This window comes from Flavobacterium sp. ENC (genome assembly GCF_020991415.1).
Classification (GTDB): Bacteria; Bacteroidota; Bacteroidia; order Flavobacteriales; family Flavobacteriaceae; genus Flavobacterium.
The window spans coordinates 23,246-39,287 of the sequence record NZ_JAJMOY010000015.1; the positions used below are offsets into that span (position 1 = coordinate 23,246).

Sequence of the window (16,042 nt, forward strand, 5' to 3'; positions counted from 1 at the left end):
GAAAAAATTTCAAAGAGAAAAAATAAAAAAACTTAGCGCCTTCATGGCTAAAAACAAAGAAATGAAAATTAAATATCTCATAATTGCCATCACTACTCTTTTCATAACCAGTTGTGCAACGAAATACAAGAAAAGGGAAATAACTGAAACCGTAATGCAGGAGATTTACAACGAAATCAAAACGCCTTATAAATACGGTTTGGTAATGGTGCCAACGGATAACTCATACAAAATGGATTGCCCGAGTGTCTTTCGAAAAGAGGGAAAATGGTTTATGACTTATCTTATTTACGGTGGAAGAGGCTACGAAACCTGGCTTGCTGAAAGTGACGACTTATTGCACTGGAAACATTTAGGAAAAGTAATGTCCTTCTCTGAAAACGAATCACACTGGGATGTCAATCAAAAAGCAGGATATATTTCGTTACAGGACCCAGCGTGGGGTGGAAGCTACGAATGGGAAAAATATGAAGACAAATATTGGATGAGTTATTTTGGCGGAGACAGCAAAGGTTATGAAGCAGGAGTTCTTTCTATCGGAATGGCCTATACCAAAGAGTCTCCAACAAAAGCACACGAATTTAGCCGATTAGACAAGCCGGTTTTAACGCCAAAAGACACTGATGTAAGCTGGTGGGACAATAGCACGATGTACAAAAACACGGTTATTCGCGATACGGAAAAACAAACCGGATCTAATTTTATCATGTATTACAATGCCCGTGGGGACAGTTTGAAACCCGCGCGCGGAGCAGAAAGAATTGGAATGGCAGTTTCCGATGATATGAAAAACTGGAAACGTTACGGGAAAAATCCGGTATTGAATAATCACAAAGGGATTACAGGGGATCCCTACATTCAAAGAATTAACGATACCTGGGTCATGTTCTATTTTGGTGCGTTCTGGAAACCGGGAGCATTTAACCGTTTTGCCGTTTCTAATGATTTAATTCACTGGAACGACTGGAAAGGCGAAGATCTGATCAAGTCATCGGAACCTTATGACGATCTGTTTGCCCATAAATCTTTTGTCGTAAAATATAACGGAGTGGTCTACCATTTTTATTGTGCCGTAAATAAAGCAGAACAAAGAGGAATTGCCATTGCAACTTCCAAAGATTTAGGCAAAAGCGAAATGAATTTTGTTGCGCCGCCCGAGAAGAAAAAATAGTTTTCAGTCACAGTTGCAGTCATCGGAATGACACAAACAACTACAAAAACATACCATAAATGTTGAAGTCAAATCATAGTAATCCATTTTTCAGGTTTCGGTTTTCGAATCACATTTTGCATTTCACCACTTACCTTTTACTTTTTACGGGTTTCGCAAACGGCCAATCCGTTACCGGAGAACCGGCCGGAATTCCGGAGTTGCATAAAAAATATGAGTTTGCTCCGTGGGAAGATCCAACGGTAACCAGCATAAACAGACAGCCTTCCAGAGCCACGGCCTATTCGTATGAAAATATCGAAGAGGCGTTAAAAGGCGACAGATCGAAGAGCAGAATTCAAATGCTGAACGGAGACTGGGATTTTAAATATGCCTCCAGTTTAAAAGAAGCTTCCAAAGATTTTTACCAAAGTAAAGTTTCAGGCTGGAATACGATTGAAGTGCCCTCCAACTGGGAATTAAAAGGCTATGATATTCCGATTTACAAAAGTGCGGTTTATCCGTTCAGGCCCATAAATCCGCCTTATATTCCTAAAGATTATAATGGTGTTGGTTCGTATCAAAGAAGTTTTGCGGTTCCGGAAAACTGGAAAGATATGACCGTAACGTTACATTTTGGAGCCGTAAGTTCCGGTTTTCAGGTTTGGCTCAACGGGGAATTTTTAGGGTATGGTGAAGATAGTTTTCTTCCGTCTGAATTTGATATTACCCCTTATTTAAAACCGGGCGAAAATATAATTTCTGTACAGGTAATTCGCTGGACAGACGGTTCGTATCTTGAAGATCAGGATCACTGGCGTGTAAGTGGAATTCAGCGTGAAGTTTTTATTATGGCCGAGCCTAAACTGCGTATTCAGGATTTCTTTTATCAGACCAAATTAGACAAGGAATATAAAGATGCTGTCTTTCAGTTGCGTCCAAAAGTGGAAAATTTAACCGGGGAAAAAATCAAGGATTATACTTTTCAGGTGCAATTGTACGATCCGAAAAATGTTGCCTTATTCAAAGAACCGCTTCAGAAACCGGTTATCGATATGATTAACGAAAGTTATCCGCGTCTGGATAATGTTCGTTTTGGAATGTTCAGGGAAACCATTAAAAATCCTTTAAAATGGAGCACCGAAGAACCGAATTTATACACAATGGTTTTGTGGCTAAAAGATCCGAAAGGAAATATTATTGATGCAAAAAGCTGTAAAGTTGGTTTTCGTTCCATTGAATTTTCCAAAGAAAACGGAAAAATGTTAATCAATGGAAAAGAAACCTATGTGTACGGAATAAACCGTCACGACCAGCATCCGACGAAAGGAAAAGCGCTGTCGCGAGAAGATATTAAACAGGATTTAATTACGATTAAGAAGTTTAATTTCAATTTTATCAGAACCAGTCATTATCCTAACGATCCCTATTTCTATGATTTATGCGATCAATATGGCATAATGGTGATGGATGAAGCCGATCAGGAAACACATGGAATTGGAGGAAAACTAAGCAACGATCCAAAATGGACGAATGCTTATCTGGAACGTATGACCAGAATGGTAGAAAGAGACAAAAATCATCCGTCTGTAGTCATGTGGAGTCTGGGCAACGAAGGAGGAAAAGGACCGAATCATTCGGCTATGGCAGGCTGGGTTCATGATTTCGATATCACCAGACCCGTACATTACGAGCCCGCTCAGGGAAACCCGAGACTAGAGGGATATATTGATCCGCTGGATCCGGGATATCCAAAAACAATTGACCACGCCTATCGATTTGAAAATCCACAGGACGAACCGTATGTAGACATGGTAAGCCGATTCTATCCGGGCGTTTTTACGTCTAAATTTCTGGTGGACCAAAAGAAAGATACACGTCCGATTATTTTTGTTGAATATTCTCATGCGATGGGAAATTCAGTTGGGAATTTAAAAGAATTATGGGATCAGTTCCGTTCGCTTCCAAGAGTGATCGGCGGCTGTATCTGGGAATTTAAAGATCAGGGACTGGTTAAAATCGATGAGAAAACAGGTCAGGAATATTTTGCACACGGAGGTGATTTTGGTGAAAAATATCATGACGGAAACTTCAATACAAAAGGGATTGTAGATTCAAACGGAAAACCGAAAGGTTCCATTTATGAATGCAAATGGGTATTCCAGCCGGTAACTTCCACCTTAAATAACGGATATCAGTTAGAAATAAAAAACCGTCAGGCCGTTACCTCTTTACAGAACTATATTTCTGTTCTGAAAATACTGGAAAACGGAAATCTCATTAAAACCCAGATACTAAAACCTTTAAATCTGGAAGCCGGACAATCCGTAATTTTAGATTTAAATCCGTATCTGCCAAAAATGAAAAAAGAAGCCGAATACTTTTTGAATATTGAATTTCAGCTTTCATCAGATAAAGAGTGGGCCTCAAAAGGATATGCCGTTGCAACCGATCAGTTTTTATTGAAAAAGGCGGAAGTTGCTTTAAACTTTGCCACTCAAAAAGACACTAAATTTAAAACTACGGAAACTGATTCCGATTATAAAATCAAAGGCAAAGAGTTTGAAATTACTTTTACGAAAGAAAACGGAGCTTTGAGTTCTTATATTTTTAACGGCGAAGAACAAATTTTCGCTCCATTGCTTCCCAACTTTGTAAGACCGCTTACCGATAACGATAAAAGGGGATGGAAATCCCATAAAGTCTTAAAACCCTGGTATCAGGCGAAACCAAAAGTGGTCAGTACTAAAATGGCCATCACAAATGACGGAACGATCATTACCAGTGATTATGAGGTGATAAAAGACAGTGCACAAGTGCAGGTAATTTATAAAATTCATGAAAACGGAATCATAAAAGTAGCTTACAGCCTAAAAGCAACCAGCAAATTGCCAAACATCCCGAAAATTGGAATGCAGTTGGGAGTCCAACGAAAATTTGATCAGATTTCATGGTACGGCAAAGGAGAACTGGAGAACTATATCGACAGAAGTTTCGGGTCGTTTGTGGGTAAATATTCTTTACCCATAAATGAGTTTTTAGAGCATTATGTAAAACCTCAGGAAAACGCCAACAGAACAGAAGTGCGATGGATGGCTTTTACAACACCACAAAAAAATAAAGGATTGATAGTGGCAGATGATAAGAAAGTCCTGAGCATGAGTGCCTGGCCGTATACGCAGGAAAATTTAAGTGCAGCCAAACATACTTTCGATTTAAAGGATCCCGGATTTTTGACAGTCAATATCGATTTAATTCAAATGGGAGTTGGAGGAAATGACAGCTGGACAAAAGTCGCACAGCCATTAGAACAATATCAGATTCCTTCAGGAGATTATGAGTATAGTTTTTACCTAATCCCTTTTAACAGTTCAAAAAATGCATTAGATGAAAGTCTGAAGAAATTTAAATATTAAGTAAAGAATATCAAAAAAAAAAATCTGCTTAATCTGCAAAATCTGCGAGAGTAAAAATTTACACACAGATTGTCCGGTATAAATATTAAAGAATAAAAAACAAAACCAATGTTTCAAAAAGCATACTTCTTTTTAATGTTACTCTTCGCGGGATTCGTTTCCGCGCAGGAAATCCATAAAAAAGAAACCAATTTATTCCAGCCTGCAATCGAATCTTCCAGACCCTGGGTATATTGGTACTGGATGCAAAGTGCGTATTCGAAAGAAGGCATCACTGCCGATTTAGAGGCCATGAAACAGGCAGGAATCGGAGGCGCTTATCTGATGACTATAAAAGGACCAGCAAATCCGCCTTTGATTTCGCCTCCGGTTTTACAATTAAGTAAAGAATTTTGGGAACTCGTGCATTGGGCATTGACAGAAGCAGACCGTTTGGGCGTAAAAATTGCCTTCCATCCCGCGGATGGTTTTGCAGTTGCAGGCGGACCCTGGATTACGCCCGAGATATCCATGCAAAAAGTGGTTTGGGCAGATGTTACCGTGAAAGGAAAAGACATTAAAAACCTGACTTTACCCGTTCCCAAACATTACAAAGAATATTATAAGGATATTGCTGTTTTTGCGATTCCGCTAAAAGAAGAAATAATAACCTCAGTTAAAAAACAGCCAAAAATCACCTCAACTTTAGGAGATTTTGATGCTTCTTTTCTGAGTGATTCCAATAAAGACGATCAATTCAGGTTAAAAGAAAAAGGATGGATTCAGTACGAATTTGACCAGCCATTTTTGTGCAAATCCATTCAGATCGAGACCAAAGGCAATAATTACCAGGCACATCGTCTGATTATTGAAGTAAGCGATGATGGAAAAAACTTTAAGAACCTTGGCAGATTAACAACGCCAAGACAAGGCTGGCAGGATGCAGATGCTTTTTACACGCACAGTCTTATCCCGACAAAAGGCAAGTATTTCAGATTTGTTTATGATCCTGAAGGCACAGAACCCGGAGCAGAAGATCTGGATCCGGCAAAATGGAATCAGGGACTAAAAGTTACCAAAATTATTTTATCCAATGAAGCACTGATCGATAATTATCAGGGAAAATCCGGGGCAATCTGGAGACTCAGTCCGCAAACCACAACGGCCGAAATCAAGGATAGTGATTGTGCCACACAATCAGAAATGATTAATATTTCAAAATTCACAGATACGAAAGGAATTCTGAACTGGAAAGCGCCTTCGAATACAAGCTGGCGAATTATTCGTTTTGGATCTACTTCTACCGGTTACGAAAATGCCACAGCAGGAGCAGCAAGAGGATTGGAAGTTGATAAATTTAGTGCTGATGCCGTTCGTTTTCAACTGGATCATTGGTTTGGTGAAATGTTAAGGGTGGCAGGTCCGGAACTCGCTTCAAAAGTGGTGAAAATCCTGCATATTGATAGTTGGGAATGTGGCAGCCAGAACTGGTCGCCGGTTTTTAGGGATGAATTCAAAAAACGCCGGGGTTATGATATCGTAGACTATCTTCCTTTGATGGCAGGGATTCCATTGAATGATATTCAGACTTCTGAAAAAGTTTTGTACGACGTCAGAAAAACGATTTCAGAATTAATAACCGATAACTTTTTTGCCACATTGGCCGATGAAGCGAAGAAAGCCGGAGTACAATTCAGTTCCGAAAATGTCGCGCCAACGATGATGAGCGACGGACTTTTACATTTTAAACACATCGATTATCCGAGTGGTGAATTTTGGCTGAAAAGCCCGACACACGACAAACCAAATGATATGCTCGATGCCATTTCGGGAGGGCATATTTATGGCAAAGATATTATTCAGGCAGAAGCTTTTACCGAACTAAAAATGGACTGGGACGAGCATCCCGGAAATCTTAAAACGCTTGCCGATAGAAATTACGCACTTGGAATCAACCGGTTTTTCTACCACGTTTTTGTACACAATCCATGGACGGATAGGAAACCCGGAATGACTTTAGACGGTGTCGGTTCTTACTTTCAAAGGGATCAAACCTGGTGGAAACCCGGAAAAGCATGGGTAGACTATTGCCAGAGAGTGCAGTTTCAATTGCAAAAGGGCAAACCTGTTATTGATCTGGCTGTTTTTATTGGTGAAGATTTACCGTCACGTTCCATTCTTCCGGACCGATTAGTGCCTTTTATTCCGAATGTTTTCGGATCGGCAAGAGTACAGCAGGAGAAAATCAGATTGGAAAATGAAGGACAGCCGGGTTTGAGAGCACCAAAGGAAGTTACCTCTTCAAAAAACAGTACCGATTTATCGCAGTGGGTCAATGCGATGAATGGCTATCAGTACGATTCTTTTAACTCAGATGTCTTAATCCGAAAAGCTAAAGTCGAGAACGGAAAAATAACATTTGGCGGAGGCATCTCATATGGCGCTTTACTTTTTCCGGGAAGTCATAAAATGGCACCTAATAAAATGATTTCTTTGGCTTCCGCCGAAAAAATAGTACAGCTCGTAAAAGACGGAGGGACTATTTTTATTGCTGAAAAACCGAATGTACAGCCGGGAATCCAATCAGATGCAGATGAGAAAAAGTGGCAGTTGATAGTAGATGAAATCTGGAATGACAGCCCGAATGCTTCTTCGTGGAAAATAGGAAAAGGAACAGTGATTAAACTCCCTTATTTAGGAAATGATTTTAAGGAAATCGGAATAGAGCCGGATGTTTATTTTCCAAAATTAAATCGCGAAGACTCAGAAACAATTGCCTGGACACACCGCAAATCAGAATCGGAAGAAATCTATTTTCTATCCAATCAGAAAGAAGAAAAAAGAACATTTGAAGTTTCATTTCGCGTAACTGGAAAAATTCCACAATGGTACAATCCTGTAACCGATAAAACCACTATTTTAAAAAGCTGGAAAATAGAAAATGGGCGAACGCTGATTCCATTATCCTTAAATGAAAATGAGTCCGGATTTGTCATTTTTAAAGAAAAAGCAAAAAATAAATCAGGTCATGGAAATCAGAATACAACCGAGTTTGAAACCGTGCAGACTCTAGACGAAAGCTGGGAATTGCAGTTTAATCCGGAATTCCACGGCCCAAAAGAAGGGATAAAAACAAATGTACTTTTTGACTGGAGCACTTCTTCAGACGACAGGATTAAATATTATTCAGGAACAGTTTCATATCAAAAGGAACTCATCTGGAAAGGAAACACGACGGATCAATTTTGGCTGGAGTTAGGAACAATTGCCAATATCGCCGAAGTCAGCATCAACGGAAAAGACTGCGGTACAATCTGGACATTTCCTTACCGGGCTGATATTTCAGCTGCGTTGCAAAAAGGAAAAAACAAGATCGAAATAAAAATCACCAATACCTGGGCAAACCGCTTAATTGGCGACCAAAAGTTACCGAAAGAAGAAAGATTAACGTGGACAACAGCTCCTTTCAGATTGGAAGGGGAACCATTATTGAAAGCTGGTTTATTGGGACCCGTTAGGATCGTAAAAGAGGTGAAGTGAAAGAGGAAAAGGAAGTAAATAAATGAATAGCGTCCAGCTTTAGCTGGATGAATACGGTAGCAAATCAGGATTGGCTTAGCCAAAAAATGTAACATTTGGCTAAAGCCATTTTCAGAGCCAATTTTATTCCTCCAGCTAAAGCAGGAGGCAATTTAAAATAGAATAGAAAAAGAAATGAAGAAAACGTGGCCACAGATTAAAGGATTAACACAGATTTAAAAATCCATACAATCCTATAATCTGTGGCAAAAGAATAAAAATAATGATGAATAGCGTCCAGCTTTAGCTGGATGAACAAGGTAGGAAATCGGGATTGCGGCTTTAGCCAAAAGCGGTAATATTTTGGCTAAAGCCAGTTTCAGAGCCAATTTTATTCCTCCAGCTAAAGCAGGAGGCAATTTAAAAGATAGAATAGAAAACAGAAATGAACAAAATTTTGCCACAAATTAAAGGATTAGCACAGATTTAATCCATATAATCCTATAATCTGTGGCAAAAGAATAAAATAATGATGAATAGCGTCCAGCTTTAGCTGGATGAACAAGGTAGGAAATCGGGATTGCAGCTTTAGCCAAAAACGGTAATATTTTGGCTAAAGCCATTTTCAGAGCCAATTTTATTCCTCCGGCTAAAACAGGAGGCAATTTAAAAGAGAGAATAGAAAACAGAAATGAACAAAATTTTGCCGCAAATTAAAAGGATTAATGCAGATTTAAAAATCCATACAATCCTATAATGTGTGGCAAAATAATAAAATAATGATGAATAGCGTCCAGCTTTAGCTGGATGAACAAGGTAGGAAATCAGGATTGGCTTTAGCCAAAAATGTAACATTTAGCTAAAGCCAGTTTCAGAGCCAATTTTATACCTCCAGTTAAAGCAGGAGGCAATTTAAAAGAGAGAATAGAAAACAGAAATGAACAAAATTTTGCCATAAATTAAAGGATTAACGCAGATTTAAAAATCCTTACAATCCTATAATCTGTGGCAAAAGGATAAAAATAATCATGAATAGCGTCCAGCTTTAGCTGGATGAATACGGTAGCAAATCAGGATTGGCTTTAGCCAAAAATGGAACATTTGGCTAAAGCCATTTTCAGAGCGAATTTTATTCCTGCAGCTAAAGCAGGAGGCAATTTAAAAGATAGAATAGAAAAAGAAATAAACAAAATTTTGCCATAAATTAAAGGATTAGTACAGATTTAAAAATCCACACAATCCTGTAATCTGTGGCAAAAAAACACAGACGAACCAATGAAATATACTCTTGTAGCTATTGCAATATTTTTAGCAAGCCTTCAAAGCAATGCAAAAATAAAATTACCTGCCTTGTTTTCGGACAATATGATGCTGCAGCAAAAATCGAATGCACCAATATGGGGCTGGGCAGAAAAGAACGGAGCGGTTACCATAAAAACGTCATGGAATTCTAAAATTTATAAAGCCAAAGCAGACAACTTAGGAAAATGGAATGTAGCCCTGCAAACACCTGCAGCAGGCGGTCCGTTTACAATTGAAGTTAGCGAGGGAACTGAAAAAGTAATAATAAAAAATATACTTATCGGAGAAGTCTGGCTGTGTTCCGGACAATCGAATATGGAAATGCCTTTGAAAGGCTTTCAGGGACAACCCGTTAAAAACGGAAACGAAATTATTGTTAGATCCACCAACAAAAATATTCACCTGATTACCATTCCAAGAGCGACAGTTTTGGAGGCTTTGGACAATTTTGAAGGAAAATGGGAGGTGGCTTCACCAAAATCTACGGCTAATTTTAGTGCAACAGCCTGGTATTTTGGATCGCTTTTACAGGAAGTCTTAGATGTTCCGGTAGGATTGATTCATGTTTCGTACGGTGGTTCCAGTATGGAAGCCTGGATGAATCAGGAAATGCTGAAAGATTTTGCTAGTGCTAAGATTCCAACTACGAAGGAAGAGTTAGCAAAAGATCCTAATCGTGTTCCGACGACTTTGTTTAACGGAATGCTTTCACCGGTTATTGGTTACGGAATCAAAGGCTGTATCTGGTATCAGGGTGAATCCAATTACGAAAGAGCTTCTGAATACATGGCTTTGATGAAAAAAATGGTCAGCAGTTGGAGAACTTTATGGAAACAGGGCGATTTTCCTTTCTACTACGCCCAGATTGCCCCTTTTAATTATGCCCAATTTCATCCAAAAGATTATCTCGAAAAATACAATTCGGCATATTTGAGAGAAGCGCAGTTAAAAGCTTCAAAAGAAATTCCGAATTCAGGAATGGCTGTTTTGATGGATGTTGGGGAAGAAAATAACATTCATCCGATGGATAAAGAAAAAGGCGGAAACAGGCTGGCTTTTCAGGCTTTGGCAAAAACCTACGGAATAGAAGGGTTCGAATTTGAAAGTCCAAAATACAAAAGCATGGAAATCAAAGACAGCTCCGTAACGGTTTCTTTTGATGATGCTGCCAACGGAATTACCTCGTATGATAAAGAAGTAACGGGTTTTGAACTGGCGGGAGAAGATAAAGTATTTTACCCGGCGAAAACAGTAGTCCGCAGAAAATCAGTGGTTTTGACTTCTGATAAAGTAGCGAAGCCCGTTGCCGTTCGCTATTTATGGAAAGATTTTGCTAAGGCAGAATTGTTTAGTGCGGGAGGTTTGCCGGTTTCGTCTTTCAGGACTGATGAATGGTAATTTTTTTAACCATATAAATAATTATCTGCTAAATCTGCGTGAACAAAATTAGCTCGCAGATTTAGCAGATTAGGCAGATTTTAAAATAATAAAATAATAAAAGTGAAAAATGCTTTAATCCTGGTTTCTCTATTTGTAACGCTTTTTGCTAAGGCGCAAATCCCTGTGCTCAAAAACTACAACCAGGTTTGGAATAGGCAAAGTAAAAATTCCTCCGAATCAATGCCTTTGGGAGGCGGAGATATTGGACTGAATGTCTGGGTAGAAAAAGGCGATTTGTATTTTTATTTTTCCAGAAGCGGCACTTTCGACGAACATAATACTTTACTCAAACTGGGTCGTGTAAAAGTTGCGTTAACCCCTAATCCGTTTGAGGCAAATGAAGGTTTTCATCAGGAGCTGGTTTTGAAAGACGGTTGTATTTTAATTGCTCAAAATAATACCAAAATCAAACTTTGGGTGGATGTTTTTAATCCGGTCATTCATTTGGATTTTGAAAGTCAGATACCGATGAAAATAACTGCTTCTTACGAAAGCTGGCGTTATAAAAATCGGCAATCCAAAGGAAAATCCAATAACGCCAATTCGCATAAATGGGCACCCCAGGGAGAAATTATCACGTATAAAGATTCGGTTTCGTTTGAAAATAATGGGGTAAAATTCTATCACAAAAACAGGGAAAATACGGTTTTTGATGTGGCAGTACAACAGCAAAAAATGGAATCGGTAAAAGATCAAATGCTGAATCCTTTGGCGAATTTGACCTTTGGCGGATTCATGACAGGAAGTAATTTAAAACCTGACGGCACTTATTCGGGAATTTATCAGAATACAGATTTTAAAGGATTCCGTCTTTCGAGTATAAAACCTTTGAAAAAACAGGCTTTACAACTTTATTTAAACACAAGCCAATCGGATGTTGAGGTTTGGAATGACGAATTGAAAAATCAGATTTCAGCAAATAAAAACACTTCAAAACAAGCGGAAAAAAATACGGTAAAATGGTGGAATGATTTCTGGAACCGCAGTTTTATTTTTACGCAGAAAAAACAAACGACAGAGAAAGATTCGGTGTATCAAATGGGACAAAATTATCAATTGTTCCGCTATATGTTGGGCTGCAACGCCTATGGAAAATATCCCACAAAATTCAATGGCGGGCTTTTTACGGTAGACCCCGTTTTTACCAATCCGGATTTGAATTTTACACCAGATTTCAGGAATTGGGGAGGCGGAACCATGACGGCTCAAAATCAGAGACTGGTTTATTTTCCGATGGTGAAAAGCGGTGATTTTGATCTCATGAAATCCCAGCTGGATTATTATCTGAGCCTTCAGAAAAATGCAGAATTGAGAAGTAAAGTCTATTGGAATCATAACGGTGCCTCATTCACAGAACAATTAGAAAATTTTGGACTGCCAAATCCGGCCGAATACGAATGGAAACGCCCTGCAGACTATGATCCCGGAATGGAATATAATGCATGGCTGGAATATGAATGGGATACGGTTTTTGAGTTTTGCCAAATGATGCTGCAGCAGAAAGAATTTGGCAAGGAAGATATACAGAAATACAATTCCTTTATCATCAGCTGTCTTCGTTTTTTTGATGAACATTATCAATATCTGGCTAAAAAGAGAGGACGAAAAGCACTGGATGGAAACGGGCATTTGATTCTTTTTCCAGGTTCGGGTGCAGAGACCTACAAAATGGCTAATAATGCCAACAGTACGATTGCAGCTTTGAAAGTCATTACACAACAGCTTTTAAATTTGTCTTCAACAGAATTATCGAAAGAAGATCTTGCTTACCTAACCGGATTTCAAACCAGAATTCCGCCTTTAAATTTTGGAACGATTGAAAATCACAAAGTATTAGTCCCTGCAAAATCATGGGAACGTATTAACAATTCAGAAGTACCGCAATTGTATCCGGTGTATCCCTGGGGAATTTACGGCATTGGAAAACCAGATTTAGAAACCGCCTTAAATACCTGGAAGTATGACGCTGATGCTATAAAATTCAGAAGTTATATAGGCTGGAAACAGGATAATATTTTTGCCGCGCATTTGGGATTAACCGAAGAAGCGAAAAAATACAATTTGCTGAAAATGGCCAATTCAGAAAGAAGGTTTCCTGCATTTTGGGGACCGGGTTTCGACTGGGTTCCGGATCATAACTGGGGAGGCTCGGGCATGATCGGCATGCAGGAAATGCTTTTGCAGGAAGCAGAGGGTAAAATTTATCTTTTTCCGGCCTGGCCAAAAGAATGGAATGTTCATTTTAAGTTACACGCTTCCCAAAATACGATTGTTGAGGCCGAACTTCAAAACGGAATTTTCAAAATTATAAAAGTTACTCCTGAAGAAAGAACAAAAGATATTGTCAGTCTCTTAGGGAAATCAATAGAAGAAAAAATTAAATTAAAATAACAGCAATGATAAAGAAATTAATAAGCTCTTTTGTCCTGTCCATAATCTTAACAGTAAACGGGCAGGCACAGCAGCAGGAGAAACAAATTGTAAAAATTGACTTTGATTTTTTTCAAAGAAGACTGGAAGAAGTTCACGATCCTAATTACGAGTCGTGGGTGATAAAGGAAGGAAAAGAAGAGGAGAAATCTTTTAATAAAGTAACCTTTAAATTAAAAGGAAACTTTACCTCAAAATGGTATAAAGTCGGAATGAATGCTCCTTTTTACAACAGATTAGGAAGCGACGGTTTGGTGACAAGTGAAAATTTAGAATTAAAAATCAGCGGATTAAAGCAGGGAAAACATACCTTACTGACGTTTCATAATGCTTTTGATGTCATTACAGGAAAGACTTTTTCTCCCATCAAAATTTATGTAAACGGAAAACTGCAGGAAACGGTACAGGCAAGTCAGAGAGCCAATGCCAAGATTGATGCTGCGATGGCCTATATTACTTTTAATGCTGCAAAAGCTAAGGATGTAATTGTTCGTTTTGAAATAGATCCAGCCACAAATCCGGATATTGTAAAACAAATCGTGATCAACGGTTTTGAGATTGATACACCAAACTTAATGAATCAGGCGCGTTCTCCGCAACCCCAAAACGCTGACGAACATTTTGTTGTGGATAAAAATACAGTGCTGAAATGGGATGCTTCAAAAAAAGCCGTAGCGCATCACTTGTATTTTGGAGAAGATAAAAACGCAGTAGCTAATGCAACCGAAACTTCAAAAGAATTTAAAGGCAAATTAACGACAACTACATTTCCGGTTGCTGATTTGTACAGTGGTTCAACCTATTACTGGCGTGTTGATGAAGTGGATGCGAAAGGAGCCGTAATTTTAGGAAATGTATGGTCGTTTAAACCGGCACAATTAGCATTTCCCGGAGCTGAAGGTTATGGCCGGTTTGCCGTAGGCGGAAGAGGCGGTAAAGTCATTGAAGTAACCAATTTAAATGATGACGGTCCCGGTAGTCTGCGCGATGCTGTCAATCAGGAAATTGGACCAAGAACAATTGTTTTTAGTGTATCGGGAAATATTAAACTGGCTTCCAGATTAGTTGTAAATCAGCCTTATGTTACTATTGCCGGACAAACGGCACCGGGAGAAGGAATTACAATCAGCAGGGCACCCATCGGCCTGACCGGAAATGATGGTGTTGTCCGGTTTTTGAAAGTTAGAATTGGAGGCGGAACGACCTATGATGGTATGGGGCTTACAGGCGCCAATTACAGTATAATTGATCATTGTTCCATCAGCTGGACAATCGATGAATCGTTTAGTTCCCGTGGAGCACATCATATCACATTGCAGCGTACTTTAATTTCAGAGGCTTTAAATGTGGCGGGACACGATAAGTATGAAGCCGGAAAAATGCACGGATACGCAGCGACGATTGGTGGTGATATCGGAAGTTTTCACCACAATTTACTGGCTCATAATTACGGACGTAACTGGAGTATTGGCGGTGGTTTAAATGGTGACGGCTATTATTCCGGCAAAGTAGATATTACAAATAATGTGGTTTACAACTGGGGACACCGCACCACCGACGGTGGTGCCAATGAAGTAAATTTTGTGAATAATTTTTACAAACCAGGCGCTTCTACAGGTATTTTCGTCGCTTTAAATGCACAGCATGAAGGTGTGGGAAAAGGAATGCAGCGTTATTATTTTAACGGAAATGTAATGCCGGGTTATTTTGATGAGGCTTCTCAGGAAAAAGGACGAAAAATGACAATTTCCAATAAAGAGATTGTGAATTATGAAACCTTTGTCGATAAACCTTTCTTCGAATCTTTTGTGGAAACGCAATCCGCGAAAGCAGCCTATAAAAATGTACTTTCAGATGTTGGGGCCAATCAGCCGTTTTTTGACAAGCATGATCACCGGATTGTGGATGAAACTTTAAAGGGAACCTTTAGTTTTAAAGGAAGTAAAAGTGGTTTAGGCGGAATGATCGATAACGAATCGGATGCCGGAGGATGGCCGGATTTTGCAACGGAATCCCGACCTGCTGATTTTGACACGGATCATGACGGATTACCAAACTGGTGGGAAAAAGCGTTGGGTTCAGATGAGAATTCTAAAGCAGGAGATTTTTCAGATGCTAATGCAGATACGGATAAAGATGGTTTTACACAATTGGATGATTATTTAGACTGGCTGGCCACGCCTCATTATTTTGTGAATTCAGGAGCGCAGTTAAAAATTTCGGCAGCAGACTTTTTCAAGGGTTATGAGAACAAACCGGTTTACACTTTCTCTGATCTTAAAAATGGAAAAGTAGTTTTGAAAGGAGCAGATGTTGAGTTTACCGCGATCGAATCAGGGTTTGCATCTTTTGTATTAACCGTTAAAGATGCCGATGGAGATTCGATGAGCCGTACCATAAATTTCTTTATTAAATAAAAAAAAATCGCTCGCAGATTTGGCAGATTGAGCAGATCAGCGCAGTTTTTATTTGTTAGAATATACACTAAAAAATCTGCCTGATCTGCTGAATCTGCGTAAAAAAAACTGCTGCCAAGAATTGCACGAATTTTCACGAATTAATTTTCACACTATTTCAATAAAAAATTAGTGTGAATTAGTAGAATTCGTGGCAAAAGAAAAATCTGCGTTTATCTGCTGAATCTGCGTGAAAAAAAACTGCTGCCACGAATTGCACGAATTTTCACGAATTAATTTTCGCACTATTTCAATAAAAATTAGTGGAAATTAGTGGAATTCGTGGCAAAAGAAAAATCTGCGTGATCTGCTAAATCTACGTGAAAAAAACTGCTGCCACGAATTGCACA

At 39.0% G+C, this 16,042-nt stretch carries 6 protein-coding genes; all 6 read left to right on the forward strand.

Annotation, left to right across the window (positions count from 1 at the left end; translation table 11 throughout):
• Positions 1–61: 61 nt before the first annotated feature.
• The 6 genes from LPB89_RS21660 to LPB89_RS21685 all read left to right on the forward strand — a co-directional run bounded on the left by LPB89_RS21660 (position 62) and on the right by LPB89_RS21685 (position 15,653).
• Positions 62–1,171 (forward strand): glycosylase, encoded by a 1,110-nt coding sequence (locus tag LPB89_RS21660; protein WP_230703695.1) that lies wholly within the window; start codon positions 62–64, stop codon positions 1,169–1,171.
• 59 nt (positions 1,172–1,230) lie between these two features.
• Entirely contained in the window at positions 1,231–4,566 is a 3,336-nt protein-coding gene (locus LPB89_RS21665) for a glycoside hydrolase family 2 TIM barrel-domain containing protein (protein WP_230703696.1), read from the forward strand.
• Positions 4,567–4,674: 108 nt separating this feature from the next.
• A complete protein-coding gene (locus tag LPB89_RS21670; RefSeq protein ID WP_230703697.1) occupies positions 4,675–8,085 on the forward strand; it encodes a glycosyl hydrolase in 3,411 nt (1,136 codons plus the stop codon).
• 1,254 nt (positions 8,086–9,339) lie between these two features.
• Positions 9,340–10,764: a sialate O-acetylesterase gene (locus LPB89_RS21675; RefSeq protein WP_230703698.1), complete on the forward strand. Its 1,425-nt coding sequence runs from the start codon at positions 9,340–9,342 to the stop codon at positions 10,762–10,764.
• A 102-nt stretch (positions 10,765–10,866) separates the two neighbouring features.
• The gene (locus LPB89_RS21680; RefSeq protein WP_230703699.1) at positions 10,867–13,197 is read left to right on the forward strand and encodes a DUF5703 domain-containing protein; all 2,331 of its coding nucleotides are present in this window, start codon (positions 10,867–10,869) and stop codon (positions 13,195–13,197) included.
• Between the two features lie 5 nt (positions 13,198–13,202).
• Positions 13,203–15,653 carry a polysaccharide lyase family 1 protein gene (locus LPB89_RS21685; protein ID WP_230703700.1) on the forward strand — a complete coding sequence of 817 codons (2,451 nt, stop codon included), beginning with the start codon at positions 13,203–13,205 and terminating at the stop codon, positions 15,651–15,653.
• Positions 15,654–16,042 lie beyond the last annotated feature (389 nt).

Excerpts from the sequence above, each read along its gene's own strand:
- LPB89_RS21660 (WP_230703695.1), top strand. The coding sequence starts at position 62 with ATGAAAATTAAATATCTCATAATTGCCATCACTACTCTTTTCATAACC.
- LPB89_RS21665 (WP_230703696.1), top strand. The coding sequence starts at position 1,231 with ATGTTGAAGTCAAATCATAGTAATCCATTTTTCAGGTTTCGGTTTTCG.
- LPB89_RS21670 (WP_230703697.1), top strand. The coding sequence starts at position 4,675 with ATGTTTCAAAAAGCATACTTCTTTTTAATGTTACTCTTCGCGGGATTC.
- LPB89_RS21675 (WP_230703698.1), top strand. The coding sequence starts at position 9,340 with ATGAAATATACTCTTGTAGCTATTGCAATATTTTTAGCAAGCCTTCAA.
- LPB89_RS21685 (WP_230703700.1), top strand. The coding sequence starts at position 13,203 with ATGATAAAGAAATTAATAAGCTCTTTTGTCCTGTCCATAATCTTAACA.